This window comes from Nocardia sp. NPDC058519 (genome assembly GCF_042719755.1).
GTDB lineage: Bacteria > Actinomycetota > Actinomycetes > Mycobacteriales > Mycobacteriaceae > Nocardia.
The window spans coordinates 327,307-351,554 of the sequence record NZ_JBHXNK010000003.1; the positions used below are offsets into that span (position 1 = coordinate 327,307).

A 24,248-nucleotide genomic window follows, 5' to 3' on the forward strand; every position below is an offset into this window, starting at 1 on the left:
AATTCTGGCGTCGTCTATCGGCCGGTCTCGTCGTCAGGCCCCGGCCCCGCCGTTGCGCGCGATCTCGCGCGCGATCGTCGAAGGCGAACGGTTCAGCCCGGTGGCGATCGTGCGGGCCGAGCTGCCCGCGGCCAGGCCGCGCGATATCTCCTCTCGCTCGGCCATCGTCAAGTGTTGGATGCGCCGCCGCGTCGGTCGGCGCTGGATTCCTCCGGTTTGGGCCAAGAATCGCCTGACATGCTGCAGCGGCATCCCGAGGGATCGCGCTATCGCACTGAACGATTCCCCCGCTCGCCATCGACGCCACACCTCGTCCTGACGAGCCGCGGACATTCCGTAGTTCCCGCACCCAAACCTCCACGCCGACATGATCATCCACGTGGTGATGCAGTCACCCCTTGAGCCCAAGATAGTTATCGGGCAATACGTCAGCTGTCCTCCTGACCTCGGAGGAAGTCATCGGGCCAGTCCTCGCTGCGGTTGACCATTGCCGCGACCATTCCCATGGTTGTCTGCAGGGCTGCATGTCGATCTGCCGGGTCCGTATCCTGCACATTGCCTTCGGACACTTCTCCTGGATCGGCCTTGAAGAACTTCATCCGCTCGATCGCAGGCATCCACACTTCGGCGGTTCGATCCTTCTCACCGAAGTACGCTCCTCCCCGTTCGACCACGATCTCCTCGACGACATCGGAGTCGATCGCAACGAGCGTGTTGTGCAACCAGGGGTACTCGCTGTTGCGGAAGTGCGGGTTCCGGTTCAAGTTGGCGTAGCCGAACATCGCTGTGGTGTGTAGATCCGGGCCATGATCGGCCAGCCACGCGCGCTCGAGAGAAGCCAGGTGGCGGTCGTATTGCTCGTCAACGACAGATTCATCTCCCGCCTCGAGTGGAATCACATTCTCGGTGACTGCTTGGCCCCGCTGGCCGAAAGTGACGTGGCGTATCTGGGAGTTCGCAACCCATACCTTCGCCCTCGACTGCCGGGCGAGCGGTTTGCCTTCTGCCATGTAGTCGATGAGGCTGCCCCGCCTGGTGTTCAGCTCGATCGACCAATCGACGTACAGATCATCGCGAACGCCATACCTCACATACAACTCTGTGACGGTGTCTCCCAGAGCGGGGCCCAGCTCGCCGACAAACTCGTCGTACTCGATGCCCAGCGGCGGCCGATATCGCCGGGGCTGCTCTGGCTTCCGCTTCGGTTTGCTCACACGCCCTCTGCTCTTCGACATGGCCGCCGAGCTTACGGCTAGCAACCGACATCCAAGTCGGGTCTCGGCTGAAGCACGAGACCCGACCGGCCGATGCGCCCTCCGAAGATAGGCGGCGGACCCCGCCCGCGGCCCGGCCTCGGCTGCCTCGCCGGGGGGGTGTCGGCGAGACCGGCGGCCAGGCCGGGGTGTACGCGGTAGACAATCTTGCTCCGCCGCCAGACCTTGAGGCACTCGCTGCCCAGGATCATGATCATCGCCTTGTTCATGACGACAGAGCCGTTCGGGCTGAGCGAGAAAACCAGCGTTTCCTTGTATTCCCTGCTGTAGTCGGCGTTCCAGTACATCGGAGCGACTCGATCGAACAGCTGGGCGATGCGGCGGCTCCCGCGCATGTGCGCGAGCCACTTATGCTGCCCTTTCTCGTAGTCCTGGGCGAGCGCCACCGCCTGCCGCGCTGTCTGAACTTCCGGGATCGCATCCCGGGTTAATTCCGCTTGTCGTGCAGGTCGGTCCAGCGCTCGGGAGTGAACCAAGGCCGGTCCAGCCGGTATTCCTCGTCGAGGGCCTTGCGGATGCGTCGAGCTTCCGATCCGGTGTAGTAGGACTGGTAGTCGAACGTCTCGATCCCTGCGCGCTGAGCGACCGCATCAGCCAGGATGCCGTTGCGGAACTCGACGCTGCGGTCCCAGTCGACCGCGATGTGGGGTCCCGCAGTGCCGTCGGCCGCCGCGACTTCGAGCGCGATGAACATCCGCGGGACGGTCGGGATGGTGGTCAGGATGAGATCGCCGGCGCGGTAGCCGTAGTCCATGACCCAGACCTTCGCGTTGCCCTCCTGGTTGAAGTAGTCCTTCAACGCCTTCCGGTACGAAGTGCCGGTGGCGAGATAGAGCCGGCCACGCGGTGGAAGTTGGGGCAGTTCACGCATCGGTGCCCCCTCGTCGATCGCTGCCGCTCATGTAGTTCCAGATTGCCGCATCGAGGGCCCCTGCACTGCAACCCAATTCGCTGGCGGCTTGAGTGATCAGGGCATTGATCGCACGGTAGTCACCACCCGGGACACCGGCGGCGCGAACGAAGCCGACGATGTGGGTGTCGACAGCGATATACCCGGTCGAGCCGGTCAAGATCGCGATGTAGTCGACGGTCTTAGGCCCGACACCGTTGACCTGGCGCAGAGCGCGCCGCGTCGACTGTTCACGGTCACCCCCGTCGTAGCAGGCGGCCAGCTCGCGCACCGTCTCGATCCCTAACGCGTGCATCGCCGCGGTGAGGCCGGTGATGACGGTGAGCTTGCGCGAGGTCGGGCGCCAGCTGAGAAATTCCGACAGGTCATCGGATTCCAGTCGGCGCCGAAAGCCCGACAGCACAGCCGCGTCCGGCCACTGCGAGATCACCTTGCGAACCCGTGGGAGGACCACGGTCTTGTACTTCGTCCGCGGCTGCAGCGACGCATCGACGATCACACCGCCGATGTGGTCCCATCGGCGCTCAGCCTCGCGCGGTTCGAGGCCGAGCGACTTGACGTAGGCCACAACCTTGTCGAGATCATCTGGGCTGGTCAACATAGCCATGACATCGTCGCGACGCACCGGAGAGTTAGCACTGACCAGACCTAGGCGTGACACTGGACAACACTTCGAGCGCTACTGAAACGACTTCGAACACTCACGCGTGGGGCCCTGTTGGCGCCTCCAGGTCGCTGACTGGCCAGGCCTCCAAACCGCCCTGGCCTACTTGTGGCCGGCGATCTGCTGACCGTGCAGGAGACTGACCGGCTCGGCCGAAGTCTCCTTGAGGGCTGGCGTGCTCAACGATCTGTTCCAGCAGGGCATCTCGGTCAAGGTACTGCATGGGATTGCGGCCAGCGAATATACCGAACGCAGCCTGATCCTGGACCTGGATTGTTCGCAAGACCCGAGACAGCCTGGATGCCGCGGCCCGGCGCGGCCGCAAAGGTGGGCGGCCCACGGTCATCGACGACGACAAACGCCGCGTGATCCTAGCTTGCCGCGCCGAAGGTCAATCCCTACGCGAGATCTCCCGCGGCGTCGGCGTCAACCTCGCCGTCGTACACGGCGAGGTGAAGGCCGCCGAAAGCAGTGCCGCGCAGGGAACGCGTGACTATGCGGCAGTCTCGGACGACGGCTTGATCGTCGTGCTGTCGAGGAAGAGTCCGTCGAGGATGTCCTCGTCGCGCTCCAGCCCCCTCACCTCGATCAGAGTCTCATCGGTGGCGCCGAGTTCACGGGCGGTCTTGACGAACTGTTCGATCTCGCCGAGGGTGACCGAATCCGTCAGGGTCAGAGGAAGAGTGATCTGCATCGGTACACCTTAGGCGACCGCAGCGCCGGGATTTCGGTCACGCGCGGCAGCAACTCGGCAGGCTCAGCCACCGGTTTCGCCCGCTTACCGAAGGTCAGGACCGGGTGTCGTTGGTATTCAACGCGTCCGGGCTGCGTATCCGGCGCGTGCACGTGACACCTGGTTGCGGCCGCCGTACCTATTGAATAGGGGTACATCCCGTACCCCCTCGGCAGCTGTTTTCGGCGCTACCTTCCGCGCATGAACAGATCCAGGAAGATCGCCAGGGGCCGGTTCGACGACCCTGTGAAGTACCAAATTTCTTGGTACTTCACGGCTCACGGCGGCCGTAACGTCGGTGGACATGTTTGAGGTGCTCACCGGCAGCGCAGCGGTGTTCGGCGGTGTCGGCGGGCTAGCCTGGTGGCTGCGGCACGACGGCCTACTGCGGTTGACTGCGGGTGTCGTTGCGGTCATGCATTCAGACCCGGACCGGCGTTCTGACGCGCTGAAGGTACTTCGCTACACCGGAACCCACCGCCCAGCGGTGCGGAACCGCAGGGACCACGGTGCCAACAAAGGCTGCCGTTGAGCGCCGGTCGGCGGCTGCCGGATCTCGACACGTTCGTCGACGTCGCGCATATACCTGCTCGGCCTTGGTGGCGGAGCTGTCGGAAACCGATCGGTTCTCGACACCCGGTCTTCGGTCAGATCTCTTGGAATATCAAGGCGCTTGGGTGAACTGTCAGTTTTTGGCTGACAGTTCACGTTCGGAGTGCAGAGAAAATTGTGGCCATGCACCGGCGAGGTTTGGTGCAGTTCAGCCCTGGCGTGCGGTGAAAAGTCGGGCCGTAACCACGGCGCGGCGGACATCGTCGCGAGGTAGTAGCAGCAGGGCGTGTTCGTGCACAGCGGCATCGCCGGGGCAGCGCCGCCCGAACGCGACCGCGTGTTCGGGACGGTCGCTGCCCAGCACGGCATTGCGGATACCGACGTCGAGGTGGGCGCGCCACCGTTCGACGCCGGGCACATCCGAACCCGGCAGCAGCGGACCGCGATACAGCCACAGCGCCGAGGTGAGGTCGCCGCCCTCGATGGCGGCCAGCAGGTCCACCGCGTCGCAGGACACCTCGCCGGTGAGCATGTAGCGCCGGTTCGCGATCTCACCGCGGGTGGTGCGGCGCAGGTGCGACACATCGGCTTTGAGCGTGTTCAGCGACACCGCCCGCTCACCGTAGACCGCGGCGTGTAGCTGTTCGGGGGTGTAGCCGTCGGGCTCGAGCGCGAGCAGCACCAGGATCTCGAGTTGGCGCGGCGGCAGTGGTATCGGCCTACCGTTGCGTAAAAGCCTTGCGGCGCCGAGGCATTCGAGGTGAATACCTGGCACGAGGGTGTTGCCGAAATCGCTCGATGGATCGGTCGACCAGTCGTCATGCTCGAGACTGTCAGAGTGCGGTGACGGCTGGCCGAACTGTGATGGCACGCCGTCTTGCCTGTACTCGTTTCTGAGCCGTGTCGCCGCCTTACACCATTCGCCATAGCGCTCGGCTTCGCCGAGCACGGCTAGAACTCGTTTGAAGTCATCACTGTCCGGCCCGGGCAGAGACGCCCCGGCAAACCACCCTGGGATCGTTCCCGCTGCGGCACCCGCGCGGGCAGCGAGCGCTCTGTTCGACATACCGCCAGCGCGCTTCAGCTGGACCAAGGCTTGCGCGAACTTTTCACGTGTGACCAGCGTTGCGGGAGTGACCACGCTGTCGGCCCGATCCGTCGCCTGGGTGAAATTGAATCCCCCTGCAGGGCGACTACTGGCCCCGTTGGTGACTGCGGATAGAGTCCTGTGCGGCACGCGAGCGGCAGCAGACCCAAAACCTGGCGGCACTGGAGCCGACAGCGAGGCCCGATTCCTCGGTGCCTGATCTGATGCCGAGGTCTGCTGCGTCACTACCTCGGGCGGTGGTGTTGTCAACACTCGGCTATGCCGCTGCCGCGCCTCGTCGCTAGCCTCCGGTGCCGGCGGCTGGTGTCTTCGCGGTGCTTCTGCGCCAGAGGAACGATGGTGCTCGGCGTAGTGATTGGCCACTGCATCTGCCGTATCGGGCTGATGGGCTTGAACGCACGCGAACGCGATGCTGTACACCTCCCGTGAGGTCAGCACAGACTTACCACTCAGCTTGTCCGCGAGCGTGCTTCGGGCAATCCGGCATTGTCGGGCCAGATCCCGGATGCATAGACCTGACCAGCTGCGTAGTCCTCGCAGTGCCGAGTCCGGCGTTTCACCGTTGTCCGGCAACGGTGCGGGACCGGATACAGCTGCTACACCTTCGGCCGGAATACGAGGGGCCACCTCGTCATACTGTCGCTTTAACCGCTGCAGTTCCGCCCTGCGACCCACCTCGTCGCGTTGCACGCCGTCGCGTCTGTCGCGGGCGTTCAGACTGGACTGGATGAAGGCCTCGGTGACCTTCCAGTCGGGCAGGACAGCCGTGTTCGTCACGCGCCAATACGTAGTGGAGGAGTAGTACGCACCTGCGGCGATCTCCCTATACGAGAGATCGCCGCGAAGCGTCTGCAACTCCGCTATGAACGCGGCGAGCCGGGTGTCCTGTGTATCAGGTGGCCAGGCTCGTGACATTGTCGCCACGATTGAGCATCGCCACGATCCTGGCACTCACCATGCCCACGGCCGCTACCGCTCCGATCGCCAGCTCAGGGGACAGCCCCGACGCCATCAGCGCGATGTAGAACACGAACACCAGCACCAACACCAGCACGCGCTGACGGGGACTTAGAGGTTGTACCGAGGGCGGCAGCCCCAACGTGAGACGCGGCACATTTCGACGACGCATGACGAAATTCCTTTGCACAGTGGTCCGGACGAGACTGACAACACCTCGAATGGCTGCAGCCGAGCGCGATTCCCGTCGTACCCGGCCCATGCGAAGCTGCCTGCCATCGTTGTCGCACAACCCCGCCCACGGCAACGTGCTGCGTGTTGCAACCTTCGCCCCTTGTGTCCGGCGGCGTTTCATCACCTGTCCGACCTGGTTGGATTCGATTGGAGTTCTCGGCGTGTTGTGTCTTCCCTGGCGAAAGTAGAAGCCGTGCCGACGAACTCGACCTTGCCCACGACACCCAACTAGGTTTTGTCGCCGGAGGTCTGCGCGCAGTCTGTTGGTCCGGACGAGCACGCACAGGCATAAGGGTCGGGTTCGGTGTTCCCGTACCGAACCCGACCCTCCGCTACGGAGATCCACCACAGAAACGAGTTTCAGGAGACCGGAACCAGGTTCCAGTTTGCGTGATATTCGATCGTCGCAAGCGGATGATCGGCTATCCCTCGCCCTCATAGACCATTATCGCCAGCATGAACTTCGCGCTGGATGGGTTCGGCAGATTCGTGTCGTTCTCGGGATTGCCCGCCGCGGGCGTGCCTGCCGAGCCTGGGGTGTATGTGGTCGTCCGGACCGCAACGACCACTCCGGTATTTCTGTCGGCCAGCCCGGCGGGGTGGTTCAAAGGCAAGGACCCCACGTTGCCGCTGGCAGAACTCCAGGCGGCGTGGGTGCCAGGCGAGCCTGTGCTCTACATCGGCAAGGCCGCTGCCGGGCAGTCCAGGACACGTGGGCTGCGCAAGCGGCTCGACGAGTACCGCCGACACGGTGCCGGTCACCCTGTGGGCCACTGGGGCGGCCGGATGATCTGGCAGCTGGCCGACAGCGCCGAGCTGTTGGTGGGCTGGCAGGTAGTCGCCGATGCGCGTGCCGCGGAGAAGGCCATGATCGCCGACTTCGTCGCGATGTACAGGCAGCGGCCCTTCTCCAACCGCACCGGGTAGCAGGGCCCGGCATGAAGTACTCGCTGCCTGGCTTTCCGACATGTTTGTTCGACGGCGTTGACAGCCTCGGGCGACCGAGGATTCGCTCTGTCGAGAACCGATCGATTCCCACACCGCCCTCTCTGGCGGCGCGATGGGGCGGGCCCCTCGCGCGTCTGCGGGCCATCATCCTCGCGACCTCTTCCTGTGGTCGCTTCCGGTCCAACGCATCAGGGTGTCGAGTACTACCAGCGCCGCGCGTCGACGGCTTCTCTTACTCGACCACACTGCGGGGAGGATGACGCCTGTCATCACCAGGATTGCCAAGAGTCCCGGCAGGCCGACGAGGATCATCGCTTCGTGTGAGTCGCTCGCCAAGACGGTGGCCGTTGCCCCGCCCGCCATTGCGGCTTTCGAGACAACCTTGTCCCAGTGCTTAACTGCTCACACGGGCCGGGATTGCAGCTGTGTGCACGACCATTTCCTCCTTCCAGGCGCAGCAGCTCCTGGGAAAGGGGTTCCAGTCGTCGTGCTGCGCCCTAGAACTAGTGTCCCTCCTGAGCGGTAGCCGTCGATCAACGCCTACCGCGTGGCGAACAGCGGCGGCAGCTGAGCGCGGCGCAGAATTTCGGGCATGCCATCGTGGACACCGTCTTTCGGGAAGCCGGAGACCAAAGCGGACGACGACGTTCTAAGCCACATCAACTACTACAAGGCCAAGGCGCGGGTGTACGACCAGCAGGGTGAGCACGAGGCCGCTGCCGAGATTCGTGCCATGGCAGAGGAATACCGGGCAGAGGCCGAACGCCGCGGCTTACCCCTGGCCGACGAGTAGCCGATCCGATCCCCGCGTCGCAGTGAGTGTGACGGGATAGCCTGGGCGACATGACCGGGGAGACCGAACAGTCAGGGGGCCGAGCGTGACTGTCCCGACAGGCTGGGTGCGGTTCCTGGTCGATCTCGACGTGCCTGATCCGGCGGACTACGACCGGCCTGATGTCCTCGCTATCCAGTTCTACTGCCACACACCAGGAATGCCGCGCGCAGGGCGACGTCATCGAGATCGACGGTCCTGGCGATGGGCTGACACTGACGATCTTGGAGGTGGAACACGGGTTCGGGCCGCCTGAGCACTCCGAACATCCGCAGTACACCCTGACCGCATGTGCGGTCTTGCGCGAGCCCCCCGCTGTTCGCAGTCGAGCACGCCCAGCAGCTGATGATTCATCGGGGCTCTGTCAGAGGTCCTTAGAGCTCGCGGCGAACTCGTGACAGGCACCGGTGCCTGTCGAGGGCTACAGGCTCTCGGCTCGGTGGCGGGACTCGACCAATGCTGGCTCTCGGGAGATGAAGGCGTAGGGCTCAGTTGCGCTTCTCGACTCCCTTCGGTCGAAACCTTGTTCGAACCGACGTGTGGTACCGGGTAGTCTTGGGCTGAATCGCAAACGCGGCGTCGGGGAGCCGCGAAAGCCTGCGCCGGTGTCCAGAAACGCAACCTCATATGTGGTAGATTTTCTGGACATCATCCCGGTGGTCCAGATGAAAGGCGGGGAAGTGGCCCTGCTCTACGCTAAGCAACTCCCTCAACCCGGTCCCGATCCGCTCGTGCGTTTCGATCTGACCGAACAGGAGATCCTCGACATCGTGATCCGCGCAGCAGTCGATGCTGCCGACAACACCCACCCGCTCGCGCCGCCCGGGATGCCGGGGCAGCACGCCTACGGCGCCGGTGTCGCTGTACTGCGCGAACTCCTGTTCCCGCGTGGCTGGAAGAAGGATGAGCGCGGCAACGTGGCTCGAACGGTTCACCCAGGGCGGGGACTGGCGATCATCGTAGCGGTCGGCAACGAATACTCGGGTACGCCGGGGAACGATGAATACATCACGACCAAGTGGCCCAAAGGTAGCTGCGCGCTGACGGGGGAGCGGTTCGTCGCCGAGGGCTTCGACAGCATCGACGAGTCCTTTCCCTCCAGTCCGACGGTCGAAGGGATGTGGGAGGTGTGGTACCTGATGCATCATCGAGCTGCCGACCGCGTGTTCGTCGAGATCAGCAAGCCTGGTCGGCTCAACGACCGCGAATATCCCGTCGATTGGCTCGAGCGCATCATCTTGGATCCGCTCGAACTCGGCGGTGTCGATATCAATATCGACTCAGACGGTGATGATCACGGGGGGCCTGAGGTTCCGGTCATTCCCAAATGACCCCGGAACGTGAGTTCGTGCCCTCTCGACTCGCCTTCGCTCGACGGCGAGTCGGGATGGCACGCACACACTTGGCCGCAGCGATCGAGGTGTCCGACAAGACCGTTCAGAGGTGGGAGAACGGCTCGGAGGAACCTTCGCGAGAGCGGCGGGCTGAGCTGGCCCGGGTGTTGAGGGTGCTACCGGAGTTCTTCGGTATGGCCGAGATGGACCTGCTCGAGATCGAAGCGGTCAGTTTCCGTGCCCTGACCAAGATGACGGCCCGGGAACGTGATCGTGCTCGTGCCGCCGGGAGGCAGGGTGTGGCGATCATGGATTGGATCGAGCAGCGATTCACGCTGCCTGCCAATGATATTCAACCGCTCACCGACCGCGATCCCGAAGTCGCTGCCGAGATGCTCCGCGCGGCATGGGGTCTGGGCCCAGGCCCGATCAGGCATCTCCTCGCGACGATGGAGCTGCATGGCGTTCGGATCATGAGCATTGCCAGTGACTTCCGTGACGTCGATGCCTTCAGCTTCTACCGCCGTAGTACTCCGTTCGTTTTCCTCGACACCAGTAAGACCGCCGAGCGGCTACGGTTCGACGCGGCTCACGAGCTCGGGCACCTGTGTATTCACTGCGCTCATGCTGTGCCGCACGGGCGCGAGGCAGAAGCTGCGGCGAATCAGTTCGCTAGCGCGCTGCTCATGCCTCGCAATGATGTTCTGGCGGTGGGTCTGCGAAACCCGAGCGTGGCGCAGATCATCCGTGCGAAGGCTCGATGGAACGTGTCCGCGACAGCGCTGGCGAACCGGCTGCATGCGCTGGGTTTGATGACTGACTGGACATATCGCGCAGCGTTGGTGGAGTTGAGCAAGCGTGGATTCCGCTCTGCGGAGCCAGGCTCGGCGCTTGTCCATGAATCGTCACAGGTGCTGGGTAAAGTGCTCGCCGGGCTGCGTGGGCAAGGGATGACGGTGCGCGACATTGCCAAGGAGTTCGGTCTCACTCCCCAAGGGGTGACCGAGTACCTGTTCGGACTGACGATGACCCAGCACGAGGGAAACGGGTCGCGGACGGTCGCGGATGGATCGCCTCGCCCGCGCCTCACTGTCGTGTGAGATTGTGTATCTGCTGGGTAGAGCGCCTGAGAACATTGCGCTGCAGGGTGTGCGCACGGCAGATTTCTCGGACTTCTCGGCGTGCGCACGGGTCGAGTGCGGGTGCGCACGGTCGGTTGCACTGTGCGCACGGTCGGTTGCACTGTGCGCACGGCTGAACGAGCGTGCGCACAGTGTCGATCTTGGGGGTTAGTCTGCACATGCACCCTGGTCGGGGGAGCGCAGGATCAGCTGTGGTGGGGCGGGTGAATCCGATCGCGCGAGAGATGGCTGTTGTCCCAGCTCTCGATGTCGTCGCGCGCGAGTCGGGCGGGCGTCGGCCACCTCGCGTTGCGTGCTCTGAAGGCGCCTGCCGCGCAGGCGTGGCCTGGCGGGATCGTGGGGGTCGGCGCCACGGCGTTAGCGTCGATCGGTCTGCGATCGTGGCTCACGTGATCTTGGCCCCGCTCGCCGGAGTAAGAGCTTTCGTCTCTCGATCTGCTCCCGTGCAGAGGACGATCGTCGAGAGCCGTTCATGCCGTTATTGATGGCTCCTGCATGTGAGCCATTCGGGAATCTGCTCGATGATCATGCCACCTCGGCTCGACTTCTCTGGCTTGTCCGGACGGCGTCTTTCTAGAAGGTCGTGAGTGCGGTGCTCGTGGGTGTGACGCGCGATCGCTGGGTGCTTGTATCTGTCGGCGATGCGGCGATGCGGCGATGCGGCGATGCGGCGAGATGCACGGCTCGGCCAGAAGGCGGTGTGTGATCATCACGTGTGGATCGGGTCGGGTGGGGCCGTGCCGATCGCTCGTATGGCTTGGCACACTCTCAGGCGGCCTCGATCTGGGGTGCGCGATCGTCGATCTCGGCGCAGGGCGAGTGGCTCTCCAGCGCGGTGGCAGGGGGCGGGGATCCCACTATGTCACCACTAATTCGGCTGAACGCGCCGTTGTCGAGCGTTGTCCGGCGTTGTCGATAGTTGTCGTATCGGAGCGCATTTCCCCAGGTAGGCGTGCTGATTTGGTAGTCGATAGTTGTCCGGAGTGGGCCACGGTTGTCTGTGCCGCGCGCTCCGAGAAGGTCAGGGGTTCGATTCCCCTTAGCTCCACACAAGAAGGGCCCGGTCACCGACCGGGCCCTTTCTCTGTGCGTGCCTTATCCCTGCCAGAAGGGTGAGCACTCCGGGATGTTCCACATCGCGGACTCGCCCGCGCTCAGGGTTCCGTACTCGAGCAGTGTCTTGATCTGACAGGTCAGGGACCGGCTGTCCAGCGAACCGGTCGACGAGCCGGAATCGCCCGCCGCGGCGAAGGCCGCCGCGGGCGCTCCGGTCGCCAGCGCCACGGCCGTTGCCGCCACCATCACACCACGTACCAACTTCGACATCTGTCGTCCCTTCTCTACGTCCAGCTGTGCGGCACGAACCTTAGGCGCGATAATGATCGACCACATGCCCCCAATTGCCGTGGCGCACCGGCTGCTCGCTCGACGGCAGGCACGATTGATGAATAAATACCGGTGAGTAAGGGGCTTTTCCATTTCCAGGCCCTGAATATTCGGGGCTTGACTGCCTGTGTTGACGATGCCGAATTGCATTGTGAAACCTTCGTTTTGCCGCACAGCAGGGAATCAACTTATTCGCATACTGCCTAAACCGTAATGTCTGTCACATCGGTAACGCTGTCCAGGTAATAGCCGATACACCGAAAATGGCAATTACTGTGCAGGTCAGCGCATTTGCGGACCCTGCTGAATGGCAGTAACGTTTCTGTAAATCACGTGATCCGCGCAGGACCGCGAGCGCCCGCGCTCATCAAGTTCGCTGCCGGGGAGGAATCGTTTCACCAGCGAACAGATGTGACGCCACCACGGGAGGGGGCGTCGAACGCGTCTGTTGGAAAGCGTCAGAGGCAGTTCATGACAGCGGTCATCGAGGTTCGTACCGAGCCTGAAGATATTCCGAATACCCATCCGTCGTTCGCTTTTCGTGGCGTCGCGCTGATCGCTGCGATTGCCGCAGTAGTGCTGACAGCGACGGCCGGACGCTACGACTTCTTCGGCGACGAACTCTATTTCCTTTCCGCCGGAAGACGACTCGACTACACCTACGCCGATCAGGGCGTGGTGGTGCCGTTGTTCGCCTGGATCGCCGACCAGCTCGCACCGGGATCGGTGACAGCACTGCGCTTCCCCGCCGTTCTGATGTGTGTTGGCGCGGTGGTCGTGGCGGCGCTGATCGCCTACGAACTCCGGGGCAGCCACCGCGTTCAGATGCTCGCCGCGGCCGCCTACGCGCTGTCGGGCCTGGCGGCCAACCAAGTCGTCATGAGCACGTTCTCCTTCGACGCCACCCTCACCGCCGTGATCACCTGGCTGTTCATTCGCTGGGTTCGCACCCGCCAGGACTGGCTGATCGTCGTCGCGGGTCTCGTTGCCGCCCTGGATATGCAGGTGAAGTGGATGATCCCCATCGTCTGGGCCTGCCTCGGCCTGGCGGTCATCGTCTGCGGCCCCCGCGAAGTGCTGCGCCGCCCCGCGCTGTGGGTGGCAACCGGCATCCTCGCCGCGTCCCTCATCCCGATTCTCTACTGGCAGTCACAGCACAACTGGCCACAGCTGGCCATGGGCTCGGTCATCGGCGCGGAACAGGACGCCACCGGCTACGGTCCGATCGGATTCCTGCCGCAGTTCCCCATCTTGGCCGGCATCATGGGCACGTTGCTGCTCGCGATCGGACTCTGGGCGGCGTTCAAGCAGGAGTCGCTTCGCCCCTATCGCTTCATCCCGGTGGCGCTGGTGATCATGACCGCGTTCGTCATGATCACGCACGGCAGGCCCTACTACCCCGGGGGCCTGTTCCCCGCCATGTTCGCCTTCGGTGCCGTCGGCCTCTGGCAGTACGACCGGAAACGGTGGATGAACATAGCGCTGGTGCCGATCGCTGGCGCCTCGGTGCTGACGACCATCATCACGCTCACCGTGATTCCGCTGTCGCCCAGCTGGCGCCCACAGTCGGAGGATGCCATCGATCTCGGGCTACGGACGGCGTTCTTCGGAAACACGAACTGGTCGTTGATGGTTTCCGCTGTGAACGACGGTTACACCACGCTGACGCCGGCGGAGAAGGCCGACGCCGTCATCGTCGCGCAAGGCTATCCGCAGGCAGGCGCGGTCGAGCAATTCGGCGGGCAGTACGGCCTGCCCGCCACCTACAGCCCGAGCCGGGGCTTCGGCTTCTTCGGCCCGCCACCGAACTCGGCGACCTCGGTGATCTACGTCGGACTCGACACCGCCGAAGCCGACTTGCGAACCCGTTTCGCCGAGGTGGAGCGCGTCGTGCACCTCGACGACCCCAAGGGCACTCCCGGCATCGACCGCATGACCGCCGTCTGGGTCTGCAAGGGCCCGAAGCAGCAGTGGTCGACCATGTGGGACTCCATGACCACGCTGTACTTCGACCTCGGCCTCTGGCGAGACCCCAACACGACTACGCGACCCACGCACTGAGCTGAGACACCACAGATACGACGAACCCCCGGTCGCGAATCGTGACCGGGGGTTCGTTGTCGTAACTACGGTCAGTTCTTGACCAGCTCCGGCTCGTCCGCGGCGTCCTGCACGGGCGCGGCGTGCGGGTCGGCCGCCGCGCGGTTCGGCAGCAGGACCGCCATCACGATGACGACCAGGGCCAGCAGGGCCGAGATCAGGAAGGCCAGGCGCATGCCGTCGAGGGTGGCCTCGGCCGGTGCGGTGCCCGCGTCGATGAGCGAGGTGCTGCGGGCCGACATGACCGTCACCACCAGGGCGGTACCGAAGGCGGCCGCCACCTGCTGGAGGGTGCCGAGCATCGAGCTGCCGTGCGAGTACAGGTTCATCGGCAGCGCGCCCAGACCCAGGGTGAACACCGGAGTGAACGCCGCGGCCAGCGACACCATCATCAGGATGTGCAGGCCGAGCAGCTGCCAGTACGGCATATCCATCGAGATCTGGGTGAAGCCGGCCAGCGAGGCGGTGATGCCGATCGAGGCCGGGATCACCAGGGCACGCCCACCGAACTTGTCGAACAACTTGCCGACGGTCGGGCCGAGCAGACCCATCGCCAGACCACCCGGCATCACCAGCAGGCCGGTCTCCAGCGGGCTCAGCCCGCGCAGGTTCTGCAGGTACAGCGGCAGCAGGATCATCGAGCCCATCATCGCCAGGAACGCGATCGACATCAGGACCAGCGCCTTGGTGTAGGTGCCCTGCAGCAGGACCCGCAGATCCAGCAGCGGGGTGCCGTTGCGCTGCAAGCTGAGCTGGCGCAGCGCGAACGCCGCGATCAGCGCGACACCACCGGCGGTGATCAGCGCCGCGGTGGTGTAGCTGTCACCGTGGAACTTGCTGAGCCCGAACACCAGTCCACCGAAGCCGAGGGCCGCCAGCGCCACGCTGGGGAGGTCGAGCGTGCCTGGCTGCGGCTCGCCGACGTTCTCCAGCTGACGCAGACCCAGCCAGGTGACCAGACCGGTGATCGGCAGCATCACCACGAACAGCAACCGCCACGATTCCACGCCGGGGATGTCGATCTGCAGGATCAGGCCGGAGATGACCGGGCCCATGGCGGGCGCGACCGAGATGGCCAGGGTGACGTTGCCCATCACGCGGCCACGGTCCTGCTCCGCCACGACGGTCATCAGGGTGGTCATCAGCAGCGGCATCATCACCGCGGTGCCACCGGCCTGGATGACGCGACCGATCAGCAGCACGGCGAACGTCGGCGCGAGTGCCGAGATCACGGTGCCTGCGATGAACACGCCCATCGCGGCCGCGTAGGCCTGCCGGGTCGTGACCCGTTGCAGGAACCAGCCGGTGTTGGGGATGATCGCGGCCATCGTGAGCATGAACGCGGTGGAGACCCACTGCGCGGCGACCTCGGTGACCTGCAGGTCGCTCATCAACCGCGGGATGGCGTTGATCATGATGGTTTCGTTGAGGATGACGACGAAGGTCGCGAGCACCAGCACGCGGATGACGGTCGGTGTCTTGCCCTTCGTCGTCGGCGTGGACAGATCGGCTGGCATCGGGGTGACCTCCGGGGAGCATGGGGAACGGCGGGGCGTGAGCTGTGGCCCGATGCCGAGTCGACGACGTCGCGGCACCACACGAGAAAAGACGGATTCCGTCGGTCCAACTCATCGGGCGCCGGTCAGTATTCCGGTCGGGTCCGACACAAATCATCTGGTTTTTCGGCTGCGCGCTGGTCGGTATGGAGCGAAAGGAGCAGGTCACAGGGGAATCTGCATGGATTACCGAACCGGATAGTGAGCCTGGTCACCGCCGCGTTCCGACTCGTTTTAGGCCGACGTCCGTCGGTCGGATCCTGGCTCTAGATGCCGTGAGCCCATTCGGCGTCACGGCGATGATCCTTGGGATTGCCCACCTTCTTACGAAGGATCCCGATGAGTACATCTGGCGACGCGGGAATCACGATGGCATCCGTCTCCGTCACCTCGATCATGTACCGACCAGCGGCGAACCCTCTGGCGATGTCGATCCAACTGAGGTAAGCGGGCCGCAGCGGACGCCCGCCTCGCAAGCCCGATTCGATGGCAACCTGCCCCTCCGCGTATCTACGCAGACGCAACAACTTTCGGATGCGCTCATCTTCGGGGAGCCGTCCGTCGTTCGATTGCATCCACGTAGTCACGTTTTCGTCGCCGCGGACGCGAGGGGTGTAGCCGTGCATGGCTCCCGCACCGCCGGGAGGAGCGGGCGGGAGGGTGGCGGCGAAGTATGTCAGCGCGTCGTCTGGGCGGCATACGGTCAACCTGAACACCCGTCCGTCAGCGGCCGTCGGCCGCTGAAATAGCACGGCCCCTGCTGTTTCCGTCAGCGCGACATGGGAACGCAGCACCTGACCACTGTCTGCCAGTGTTCCGTACCCGCATACTCGAACTGTTGAAGTGGCCAGGGTTTGTAGTGCCACCCGCAGTGATGGCTCGAGTCCCTTTTCGTACTTGCGCACGAGTGCCGATGTCACGAGCGCGTACTCATCCTGATCGCGTGGTGTCTCAACCACCTGCATTGGATCGGGATACTCGTATTCGTCGAATTCGGTCTGGGTCTTCCATAGCCACGCGAACTCGTCAGGACCCAGGTCCCAAGAGGGAGGTTTGGTCACGTAGTGGTCCCATCGGACGCAGGAGATGTCTCGGGCGGCGTGGATTCACTTGGCGCCCAGCCATATTCAGCGAAGAGGTCATCCAGCATGGGCGCCTCGCCAGTCACCGAAGTAGTCGATGGTTGCGTATCCGACGCCTCGGTGGCTTCGGCTGTGGACGTGGCCGCACCGCTTGATGTAGCCGACGTGGGTACATCGTTCGCGGGGGAAGCGGGCGAGGTCGTGGTGTTCGATGAGGTAGTTGCAGCTGCGGTGGCTCCACTATTGGGCGTGCCAGGAAGATCAGACCCGGCCGACGACGACTCTACGACCGAGGTAGGCACCGGGCGAGGGCGGGCGAGGGGAACGTCACGGGCTTCGCCGAGCTCCGGGTTCTCCCCGAGCACGCCGGAATTTGCGGCGATGCCAGACAGCCAGTCGGGTTGGATGCCACGCAAATAGTCGGGTGCGTACTTTTCCGTATCGTCGTCTCCGCCGCCACCACGACGCCCGGCTCCCGCGCCCGGCGCGCCCATCGGGTGACCAGCTGTTCTGCCAGCCGTACCGGCGCCAGGAGATCCAGCTCCGCCGGCCGGGCCAGAGCGGCCAGAGTTTGGGGTACCTGCGATTGGCGCTGCACCAGTGCCGCCAGGGGTTCTCGGCGAGCCAGTTGTGAGCCCGCCTGCTGGGGTGCCAGCGCCCCCGGCGCCGCCTCCGGATGGGCTCCCACCTGTGCCGACCGGGGTTCCTCCAGTCCGGGTTCCAGCTTCTTGACCGGCTGTCGGTGCTGCCGCAGACGCAGCAGCGGTCTCGGACCCGGACTCAGAGCCTGCCGCGCTGGTCTCCTCGCCCTGCGAGGCAGCCCCTGATCCGTTGCCGGACGGGTCGCCAGTTGTCGGAGTGCCCTGCACTCCATCTTCTCCAGTCGCGGGATCGCCGGTAGCGGACCCGCTCGGTGAGGATGCCGGAGCGCCACTCGACGGTCCAGATGTCCCACCGGCTCCGTTGTCGCCGATTGACGCCACCGTCGTATACGAAGGCACACCATTTCCGGTGGGCGGGTAGTTCGGGGTGTAGACATTGTTCATCGCGGCTACCGCTGCAAGGCGAGCCTGTTCGGCGGCCTTGCGGTGTTGCGTCATATACTCCGGACTCACCAGACCCGGTAGGACGGACTGGAGAGGATCGTCGGGATCGATTGTTCCCATCACCGCCACAGGTGGCGGAACGGCCGCCCGAGTGGCCTCGGCCGCCGCAACAACCGTGTCCATGCGGTCCGACATCGTTCCGAAGACTTGAGCGATCTGGTTGGCGCCCTGCACGTGCCGAAGCGCTGCGGCAAGGCCCGCGTCACCACTGTTTCCGTCCCATTTGCCCTCGCCGAAAATGCGGTTCAGGGCGAGTGTGGTGAACGAGGAAAGGTTCGCGAGCTCGGAAAACCCATCGTGCCAGGCTTGGCGTAGCGTCGCCATACCTGTGACATTCATGCCTGACGTACCGTTGACCGAGTCGTAGATCTTCTGGTGTTCCCAGTTATCGAAGAAATCCAGCGCTCCCTGGACGAAATCCGGATCGGTACCGGCCCCGAGGTCGGCGAGGGCCTGGTCGCTACGGCTGGTGCGGCCTATCGCCTGTTCGAGCGCTTGTTTCGCGTTCAACAACTGTGTGAGCTGCGCCGGTCCGATGGTTCCGAGTCCAGGGATCGGACTGACGTCCAATCCGGCTGTTGGATCTTCTTCGCCTGACATCGACTTTGCCCTCCCCAAGGTCCCGACCGGTGCAGCCGGAGTCGACATAGGCTACCGCGCGCCACTCAGGACCCTGTCCCTTCGTCGGTGCCGATAACGTCGAATCCTGGTCGCTGTTAGAGTTGCCGCGTTCATGTGCCGGATCTACTCGCCACTGACCTGGGGGTTTTCATGGGGACGCTAAGTGTCGATCTCGAAGTGCTGGGAAGGCTGGGGGCGACTTTGCACGGCCTGGCGGCGCGCGCAGAGCAGGTAACGCCGAAGCGGCCAATGGGACCGGCGAGCAACCCGGCGCTGGCTTCTGTGGCCGCAGGCGAGCAGATCACCACCGACCTGGTCCGCAATACCTTGCTGCCAGCAGTCAAAGAACGTCTCGGGGAAACCGGGGATGTGATGGTCAACGTGGCCACCGAATACAAGAACAGCGACGACAGCCGCGCTGCCGCGATCGCCGCAACATATGGCGCTGCGACCGGCGAGTGGACGGCGTAACCACATGGATCCGCGCACATGGGTCGCGACTGCCCAACCTGCCACGCTGCTCGAGCTCGGCGACGCCTGGATCGGTGTCGGGGCTGAGCTCAAAGGCTTGTTCCAGGAATATCAAACGGCTGTCACCACTGTCGACGGTGCCTACTGGGAAGGTCAGACGGCCGACGCCGCGCAGGCCCGCGCCCAATCCGACTATAAGACGATGCAGCTGCTCGCCGACAAACTGGAGGCGATCGGTAACCGGGCAAAGCAGGGCTACGAGGAAATCAACGCACCTCTGCTGCGAGCCCGTGGCGCGATCATGGAAGCCGAGCGGCGCTCATATCAGATCTCCGACAAACTTGCGTTCTCGCTCGAGAAGGCCACCGACGAACAGGCCAAGGAGCTAACGAACCTGCAGACTGAGTTGAACGAGGCGGTACGCAGTGCGATGCAAGCCGACATCACCCTTCGTGATGCGCTGAACGTGGCCGGGGCCGATCTGCGCGTGGCATTCGTATCGGCGGCCGCGCTCGGCTCGCAGCAAGCTCGTTCCGACGGTCAGCAGCTGGTCGACAACCCAGCGAGCTTGAGCCCTGAAGCCCAACAGCGACTTATCGAGGCAGGTCAGCTCACGCCTGAACAACTTGCGGCATTGCAGCGTGGCGACTCCTCGACGATCCCGGCCTCGCAGATGGAGTACCTCAACGAGCTGGGCCGGAGCATGGATGGCAAGAGCCCGAAGGAGATCGAGCAGATAGTGAGCAAGCTGCCGCCCGAGACACAGAAGGCGATGGCCAACTCGTTCCAGATCATGTCGAATCCGAAGATCAACGCCGGACCCGTCGCTGCTACCGACAAGGAGCTTCCGAACTCTGGCAAGGGCGGTCTGGCCGTACTTCCGCAGAAGATGCAATCCTCGCTCACGAGAAGCGATCTCGTCACCAAGGAATCGAAGTACCTCGTCAATGAGCAGGTCAACCTCAACGGCGTCGCAGACAACAAGGCGATCGCCAAGCTTGTCGGCGCTGGCGACCCCCAGTACATGACCGGAACCGACGTCGATCGCAAACTCCTCGATGTCGGTTCGAAGTACCTTGCCGGGATCGAGGATTACAAGGACGACGACCATGATTTGGTCGGGAGTACGCGTCTTCAAATCGATGGAGGCTATGGGAGTTCGGACCGCCTCGTAGATGGATTCTTCACCACTGCTGGGCAAGACAAAGCTGCAGTGGAGGAGCTGTTGACGGGCAAGGACCTGGTGACGGGTGAGTTGCGTACGACAGACGAGCAGCGCGAGCAGCTCTACGACAACATTACTAAGCATGCTTGGTCCGACAAGGGTGCAGCGCCCGCGACACTCTTCCAGTTCAATCCTGGTGATGCGACGATTGAGAACCGGAACGACCCGGCCGATGTTCTCGCGGCGGAGCGCCACGGCAAGATTATGAGCTCTGCTGCCGAGTACCTGTCCGGAGGGGGTGACCCAGGGGCCCGATGGGATCAGTTGACGAGCTTGGATGCCGCGGGTAATCACACGCTTGGTGAACGAAATCCGAACCTGACGCAAGCCCTGACGACAGGGTTCGCACCACATATTGAGACAATGGCTGGAGGGCTCTCGTCGAATACGGCGGGTTTCGAGGTTCCCGTAACCCTAAATGACAAGGGGGAAGCCACGAGCTGGCTGGACCCAGACGGCAATGGCACCTATCGAGGTACGAGCAATATCCTCGGAATTCTCTCTACGGACGAAGCGTCGGCACCTAAGGTTTCGGAAGCCGTTGAGGCAGCCAAGGATCGAATGATGCAGGAGTACGCCAATTCCCCGGCGTCGCCCGGTTCATCCTCGAAACTTGGGATGATCGGAACGCTGGAAGGGCTTGCTCAGGGTGGTTCCGACGCGGGGCGCGCGGCGGTGATTTATGGAGATTATGGCGATGAGTTGAGTAGGCATAAGGATAAACAGGGGATATTTGACTTGCCCCAGGCTTTTCTCGGCGACACGCCATTCGTTGGAAGCTATATCGACATGGGTATTGAACAGATCAAGCCGACCATATTTGGCGAAACTCCCGAGGTTGACGATCCGAAAACCAGCACGGCACCGAACTTCAATAGACTAAACCATGAGGTATTGGGGAAAATGGTGCTCTCACCTGAGCAGCAGTCTCGGTACGGAGAGCTGTTCGAAAATGGAGAGCTCCGAACCTGGGAAGAACTTCAACGGTCGCCGAATAGGCACGCACTGGCTGCGCAGTCTGTCGAATTGTTCGACTCGATGGATCGAGGGGAAGGGGCCTCATCGGTAGCCGAGGAAGCCTATCGCCGGGTGCTTGCCGGAATACCAGCGACAAAGAAGCCTGAGCCTGAGGAGGGGTAGCTATGACCCTCGTTGAGAAGAGGCGCCTCGGGCCAATTTTTCTGGCAGTGGCTGTGGTCGTTGCGGGTATCGCGATGTATGTCAGTGACCGGAAGCCTCCCCGGATTCGGGCGGATCCCGTAGCGACGCATGTCTGGTCGAGTGCGCCAGGTATCGACTTGGGTTCGAGGGCCGCCGAACTTGTGCGTGCGACTGTCGAATCGACTGTGATTTCCCGGAAGGCTGGCCTGGACTTCACCTATCCCGGATTTAGGGAGGCGCGCCGAGATGCTTCGTTTGATTGGGGATTTGCGGCAAGCGATGGAATGGGCAGCGACTACGAATATTGGCTCGAGTCGGATCGGTCAACCTATGTCGACCATGTTGCGACGATCGGAATAAATGACCGGTGGCTCAATGCAAAGGTGTGTCAATATCAGGTTCCGGAACCAGGCGAGAATTGGACTGCAGGCGAATTTGCGGGGAATTTTCGCATTTACGTAGTGAAATTTGAGAACCTGAACCCAAGTCAAGATGTTGCGGGGAGTGGGATCCCGAAAAGTGGTCGTCGTACGCCTGATTGGAATGTGTTCGGGGACTGGCGGATCACTGACATAGCGGCAGCAACTAGAGAATGGGAGCCGCATGATTGCCGCAACTGGTTCGCAACACAGGCGCCAGGCTTAGAGTTCGGAGCCGATCTGACCGCAGCGCGGTCGACCGAGGATACTGTGATCCCTTACGGTCCGATTCGGCCACAGTTTCCGAGGTGGCGACGTCCCGACTGAGCTTGTACTGCTTATTTGGGGAGTGCAGCCTCGATGATTTCGGCGGTCTGCTGCATGTGCTCACACGCGCTCCATTCTGTGAGAGCAGCAGTGCTATCAACCATGATCGAGAGCGCCGCATCCGGTCCAGGCAATGCCGTAACGCACGTTTCGCCGCCAACGCGATAGGTTATACCTCGCCGACCATCAACCTCAGTGTCCTGAACGGTTCGCTGTTCGCCCTCATTCTTCTTGCGAATCTCATCCACGGATGTATTGGTAGAAGTTATCGTCAGCCCTCCGACGTTCAGGCGTTGACCGCGAACGCTCTCAATTCGCTCGAAAGTGCATCCGATGAATGCCCATCCTTCGTGTACCTGATCAATTCTTTCCCTGGTTTCAGGATTGTATCCGGCTTGCGATATCGCCTGATCAGATATTTCAAAGCAGGGGTCGAATTTTACTGGTGCTCGATTGCTTGATGGTTGACTCGGCGCTGGGCTGACGGTGACCGAAACCTCGATACTACGGATCCGCGTGCTGTCGCTGTCCGGTGCAGGAGGTTCGTCGGACCCGCAGGCCGAAACGAGTAGTACCAATCCGCAAACTATGTACTTGCCTGATCTTGTCATGCCTTGCCGCCTTGCAAGTTTGCTTCAGCAGCCTTAATTCTGGCGCTGTTCACGCCGTCGGCATCTTCGAGTCGACCCCCAGCGCACAGAAACGCTTCCTGAAGTCTCATCGCACCGTCGATGAGCTGGTCGATAACCGACATACCTTCTATTGCCTTATTCGAGAACCCCTCCTCGAGCTTCTTGGCGGTCGGGATATCGCCAAATCCTGACGACTGCGAGGCGAAAATCAGCTTCTTACGGACCTCTCGCAGTCCCGCGATCATTCGGTCGTACAACGCCACCAACTCATCCACCACATGCGGATCGAAGTTCAGCGTGCCCGCAGAACGTGCCGCAGCGGTCAATGCCGCAGTTTGCGCCTACCCGTAGTCGAGTTCGATGCCAGCCATGTCCCGCCCCTCGTAGGATGTCGATCGGCAGTTTACCGGAGACGACGTCGCTGGGACGGTCGATGATCTTCGTCAGACTTGCTGTTGCCGGCGACGACCAGAAGCGGTGCTCGTTGCTACAACGCTGGACTGGATCGAAAGTGGGCGCGGAGGGAGTTTCGTGAGCTACGTCGGCAACTGGACCGCGCTGGTAGAGATCCGATCGGGGTCCGGGTTCACCTGCCCTTCAGGTGCGGTCGCATGGTGCACAACGCCGACACCGTGGTCCTGCTCCGCTCGTGCCATACGAATTTACCGGGATTACTCAGTAAGGTCGTCGGGCAGCGCGGCGATCTCGCGGTTGATGCGCCGCTGTGTGTACCTGTCCCACGCACCCTCGGTCACCACGTTCAGGAGCGACCAAATGAGCCTGCCGAAAATGGCGATGATCAGCAGTGTCACCAGCCCGCCCCAGAATGTCATGTGTGCCACTCTAGCTCGAACCTGCGGGCGTGGGAGGTCGGAGGTGTCGGAGCGCACGCCGCGAGGAAAATCGCTTGAAATGGGTGTCGTACGACAGCTGGCGCGCGAGTGAGGGTATACCCAGATGGTGGCCAGGAAACGCAGGGCGCAAGCCGGGTCGTTCGGGGCTGGGCTAGCCCATCAGTTTCGGGCGTCCGGGGGCACGGGGCGGCTGGCGCTGCTGCTCGATGTACTCGCGAATGATCGAGGGCGGGGCACCGCCGCAGGAAGCGGCGAAGTAGCTGGGGGACCACAGGTGCCCGTTCATGGAATGCCGGTTCACCCAACCCCGGTAGTCGTCGCGCAGTCGCCGTGCCGACACCCCTTTCAGGGAGTTCACCAGTTTCGAGATCGCGACCTTCGGCGGGTATTCGACCAGCAGATGCACGTGATCGGGTTCGCCGTCGAACTCGACGAGCCTCGCCTGAAAATCGCAGCACACCTCACGCATCACGGTCTCGCAGGTGGTGAGCATGTCGTCGGTGAGCGGTCCATGCCGGTGCTTCGTCACGAAGACCAAATGAACGTGCAGCGCGAAAATAACACTGCGTCCACGGCGAAACTCCAATTCAGAATCCATAGACCAATGGTAGGTTGGGGTC

The 24,248-nt window shown here is 63.0% G+C and carries 23 protein-coding genes and 1 pseudogene; 9 read left to right on the top strand and 15 right to left on the bottom strand.

Going from position 1 to position 24,248, the window contains the following annotated elements:
* Positions 1-33: 33 nt before the first annotated feature.
* From ACFWPK_RS05885 to ACFWPK_RS05920, 8 genes are all read right to left on the bottom strand, one after another.
* The gene (locus ACFWPK_RS05885; RefSeq protein ID WP_378913416.1) at positions 34-375 is read right to left on the bottom strand and encodes a helix-turn-helix domain-containing protein; all 342 of its coding nucleotides are present in this window, start codon (positions 373-375) and stop codon (positions 34-36) included.
* Between the two features lie 53 nt (positions 376-428).
* Entirely contained in the window at positions 429-1,214 is a 786-nt protein-coding gene (locus tag ACFWPK_RS05890; RefSeq protein ID WP_378913417.1) for a hypothetical protein, read from the bottom strand.
* A 38-nt stretch (positions 1,215-1,252) separates the two neighbouring features.
* A complete protein-coding gene (locus tag ACFWPK_RS05895) occupies positions 1,253-1,660 on the bottom strand; it encodes a hypothetical protein (protein ID WP_378913418.1) in 408 nt (135 codons plus the stop codon).
* A 41-nt stretch (positions 1,661-1,701) separates the two neighbouring features.
* On the bottom strand, positions 1,702-2,145 hold the full coding sequence (locus tag ACFWPK_RS05900) for a hypothetical protein (RefSeq protein ID WP_378913419.1): 444 nt from the start codon (positions 2,143-2,145) through the stop codon (positions 1,702-1,704).
* The gene (locus tag ACFWPK_RS05905; RefSeq protein ID WP_378913420.1) at positions 2,138-2,785 is read right to left on the bottom strand and encodes a hypothetical protein; all 648 of its coding nucleotides are present in this window, start codon (positions 2,783-2,785) and stop codon (positions 2,138-2,140) included. Before ACFWPK_RS05905 ends, ACFWPK_RS05900 begins: the two co-directional genes overlap by 8 nt.
* A gap of 556 nt (positions 2,786-3,341) precedes the next feature.
* Positions 3,342-3,542, bottom strand: a complete 201-nt coding sequence (locus tag ACFWPK_RS05910) for a hypothetical protein (protein ID WP_378913421.1) — start codon at positions 3,540-3,542, stop codon at positions 3,342-3,344.
* A gap of 799 nt (positions 3,543-4,341) precedes the next feature.
* Positions 4,342-5,004, bottom strand: coding sequence for a transcriptional regulator (locus tag ACFWPK_RS05915; protein ID WP_378913422.1), 663 nt, complete (start codon positions 5,002-5,004; stop codon positions 4,342-4,344).
* A 1,129-nt stretch (positions 5,005-6,133) separates the two neighbouring features.
* On the bottom strand, positions 6,134-6,370 hold the full coding sequence (locus tag ACFWPK_RS05920; RefSeq protein ID WP_378913423.1) for a hypothetical protein: 237 nt from the start codon (positions 6,368-6,370) through the stop codon (positions 6,134-6,136).
* 518 nt (positions 6,371-6,888) lie between these two features.
* Between ACFWPK_RS05920 and ACFWPK_RS05925 the strand changes: the two genes are divergently transcribed.
* The 5 genes and pseudogenes from ACFWPK_RS05925 (at position 6,889) to ACFWPK_RS05945 (ending at position 10,646) form a co-directional block, all read left to right on the top strand.
* The gene (locus ACFWPK_RS05925; RefSeq protein WP_378913424.1) at positions 6,889-7,359 is read left to right on the top strand and encodes a hypothetical protein; all 471 of its coding nucleotides are present in this window, start codon (positions 6,889-6,891) and stop codon (positions 7,357-7,359) included.
* Between the two features lie 613 nt (positions 7,360-7,972).
* Positions 7,973-8,173 carry a hypothetical protein gene (locus tag ACFWPK_RS05930; RefSeq protein ID WP_378913425.1) on the top strand — a complete coding sequence of 67 codons (201 nt, stop codon included), beginning with the start codon at positions 7,973-7,975 and terminating at the stop codon, positions 8,171-8,173.
* A gap of 644 nt (positions 8,174-8,817) precedes the next feature.
* Positions 8,818-9,543, top strand: a complete 726-nt coding sequence (locus ACFWPK_RS05935) for a hypothetical protein (protein ID WP_378913426.1) — start codon at positions 8,818-8,820, stop codon at positions 9,541-9,543.
* Positions 9,540-9,719 (top strand): annotated as a pseudogene (locus ACFWPK_RS05940) (helix-turn-helix domain-containing protein); the annotation flags it as partial. The gene ACFWPK_RS05935 and the pseudogene ACFWPK_RS05940, both read left to right, overlap by 4 nt.
* A gap of 21 nt (positions 9,720-9,740) precedes the next feature.
* Positions 9,741-10,646 (top strand): ImmA/IrrE family metallo-endopeptidase, encoded by a 906-nt coding sequence (locus tag ACFWPK_RS05945; RefSeq protein ID WP_378913478.1) that lies wholly within the window; start codon positions 9,741-9,743, stop codon positions 10,644-10,646.
* A gap of 1,137 nt (positions 10,647-11,783) precedes the next feature.
* Here the strand turns inward: ACFWPK_RS05945 and ACFWPK_RS05950 are convergent.
* Positions 11,784-12,014, bottom strand: coding sequence for a hypothetical protein (locus ACFWPK_RS05950; RefSeq protein WP_378913427.1), 231 nt, complete (start codon positions 12,012-12,014; stop codon positions 11,784-11,786).
* Between the two features lie 531 nt (positions 12,015-12,545).
* Here ACFWPK_RS05950 and ACFWPK_RS05955 point away from each other — a divergent pair.
* Entirely contained in the window at positions 12,546-14,135 is a 1,590-nt protein-coding gene (locus tag ACFWPK_RS05955; RefSeq protein WP_378913428.1) for a glycosyltransferase family 39 protein, read from the top strand.
* Between the two features lie 71 nt (positions 14,136-14,206).
* Here the strand turns inward: ACFWPK_RS05955 and ACFWPK_RS05960 are convergent, their stop codons facing one another.
* Both ACFWPK_RS05960 and ACFWPK_RS05965 read right to left on the bottom strand, forming a co-directional pair.
* Positions 14,207-15,691: an MDR family MFS transporter gene (locus tag ACFWPK_RS05960; protein ID WP_378913429.1), complete on the bottom strand. Its 1,485-nt coding sequence runs from the start codon at positions 15,689-15,691 to the stop codon at positions 14,207-14,209.
* Between the two features lie 305 nt (positions 15,692-15,996).
* Positions 15,997-16,791: an ESX secretion-associated protein EspG gene (locus ACFWPK_RS05965; RefSeq protein WP_378913430.1), complete on the bottom strand. Its 795-nt coding sequence runs from the start codon at positions 16,789-16,791 to the stop codon at positions 15,997-15,999.
* Between the two features lie 1,862 nt (positions 16,792-18,653).
* Between ACFWPK_RS05965 and ACFWPK_RS05970 the strand changes: the two genes are divergently transcribed.
* Genes ACFWPK_RS05970 through ACFWPK_RS05980 form a run of 3 tightly spaced genes read left to right on the top strand, consistent with a single transcriptional unit; the run spans position 18,654 to position 22,142 of the window.
* Positions 18,654-19,010, top strand: a complete 357-nt coding sequence (locus ACFWPK_RS05970) for a hypothetical protein (protein WP_378913431.1) — start codon at positions 18,654-18,656, stop codon at positions 19,008-19,010.
* A gap of 4 nt (positions 19,011-19,014) precedes the next feature.
* Positions 19,015-21,375, top strand: coding sequence for a hypothetical protein (locus tag ACFWPK_RS05975; protein ID WP_378913432.1), 2,361 nt, complete (start codon positions 19,015-19,017; stop codon positions 21,373-21,375).
* Positions 21,376-21,377: 2 nt separating this feature from the next.
* A complete protein-coding gene (locus ACFWPK_RS05980; protein ID WP_378913433.1) occupies positions 21,378-22,142 on the top strand; it encodes a hypothetical protein in 765 nt (254 codons plus the stop codon).
* An 11-nt stretch (positions 22,143-22,153) separates the two neighbouring features.
* Here the strand turns inward: ACFWPK_RS05980 and ACFWPK_RS05985 are convergent, their stop codons facing one another.
* The 4 genes from ACFWPK_RS05985 to tnpA all read right to left on the bottom strand — a co-directional run bounded on the left by ACFWPK_RS05985 (position 22,154) and on the right by tnpA (position 24,226).
* Positions 22,154-22,753, bottom strand: a complete 600-nt coding sequence (locus ACFWPK_RS05985; protein WP_378913434.1) for a DUF3558 domain-containing protein — start codon at positions 22,751-22,753, stop codon at positions 22,154-22,156.
* Entirely contained in the window at positions 22,750-23,100 is a 351-nt protein-coding gene (locus tag ACFWPK_RS05990; protein ID WP_378913435.1) for a hypothetical protein, read from the bottom strand. Before ACFWPK_RS05990 ends, ACFWPK_RS05985 begins: the two co-directional genes overlap by 4 nt.
* 345 nt (positions 23,101-23,445) lie before the next feature.
* A complete protein-coding gene (locus ACFWPK_RS05995) occupies positions 23,446-23,607 on the bottom strand; it encodes a hypothetical protein (RefSeq protein WP_378913437.1) in 162 nt (53 codons plus the stop codon).
* Positions 23,608-23,779: 172 nt separating this feature from the next.
* Entirely contained in the window at positions 23,780-24,226 is a 447-nt protein-coding gene (gene tnpA / locus ACFWPK_RS06000) for an IS200/IS605 family transposase (RefSeq protein ID WP_378913438.1), read from the bottom strand.
* Between the last annotated feature and the right edge of the window lie 22 nt (positions 24,227-24,248).

Coding starts and splice junctions, on each gene's coding strand:
- ACFWPK_RS05885 (WP_378913416.1), bottom strand. CDS start 375: ATGATCATGTCGGCGTGGAGGTTTGGGTGCGGGAACTACGGAATGTCC.
- ACFWPK_RS05900 (WP_378913419.1), bottom strand. CDS start 2,145: ATGCGTGAACTGCCCCAACTTCCACCGCGTGGCCGGCTCTATCTCGCC.
- ACFWPK_RS05905 (WP_378913420.1), bottom strand. CDS start 2,785: ATGTTGACCAGCCCAGATGATCTCGACAAGGTTGTGGCCTACGTCAAG.
- ACFWPK_RS05910 (WP_378913421.1), bottom strand. CDS start 3,542: ATGCAGATCACTCTTCCTCTGACCCTGACGGATTCGGTCACCCTCGGC.
- ACFWPK_RS05920 (WP_378913423.1), bottom strand. CDS start 6,370: ATGCGTCGTCGAAATGTGCCGCGTCTCACGTTGGGGCTGCCGCCCTCG.
- ACFWPK_RS05925 (WP_378913424.1), top strand. CDS start 6,889: ATGAACTTCGCGCTGGATGGGTTCGGCAGATTCGTGTCGTTCTCGGGA.
- ACFWPK_RS05930 (WP_378913425.1), top strand. CDS start 7,973: ATGCCATCGTGGACACCGTCTTTCGGGAAGCCGGAGACCAAAGCGGAC.
- ACFWPK_RS05945 (WP_378913478.1), top strand. CDS start 9,741: ATGGCCGAGATGGACCTGCTCGAGATCGAAGCGGTCAGTTTCCGTGCC.
- ACFWPK_RS05950 (WP_378913427.1), bottom strand. CDS start 12,014: ATGTCGAAGTTGGTACGTGGTGTGATGGTGGCGGCAACGGCCGTGGCG.
- ACFWPK_RS05955 (WP_378913428.1), top strand. CDS start 12,546: ATGACAGCGGTCATCGAGGTTCGTACCGAGCCTGAAGATATTCCGAAT.
- ACFWPK_RS05960 (WP_378913429.1), bottom strand. CDS start 15,691: ATGCCAGCCGATCTGTCCACGCCGACGACGAAGGGCAAGACACCGACC.
- ACFWPK_RS05975 (WP_378913432.1), top strand. CDS start 19,015: ATGGATCCGCGCACATGGGTCGCGACTGCCCAACCTGCCACGCTGCTC.
- ACFWPK_RS05980 (WP_378913433.1), top strand. CDS start 21,378: ATGACCCTCGTTGAGAAGAGGCGCCTCGGGCCAATTTTTCTGGCAGTG.
- ACFWPK_RS05985 (WP_378913434.1), bottom strand. CDS start 22,753: ATGACAAGATCAGGCAAGTACATAGTTTGCGGATTGGTACTACTCGTT.
- ACFWPK_RS05995 (WP_378913437.1), bottom strand. CDS start 23,607: ATGACATTCTGGGGCGGGCTGGTGACACTGCTGATCATCGCCATTTTC.
- tnpA (WP_378913438.1), bottom strand. CDS start 24,226: ATGGATTCTGAATTGGAGTTTCGCCGTGGACGCAGTGTTATTTTCGCG.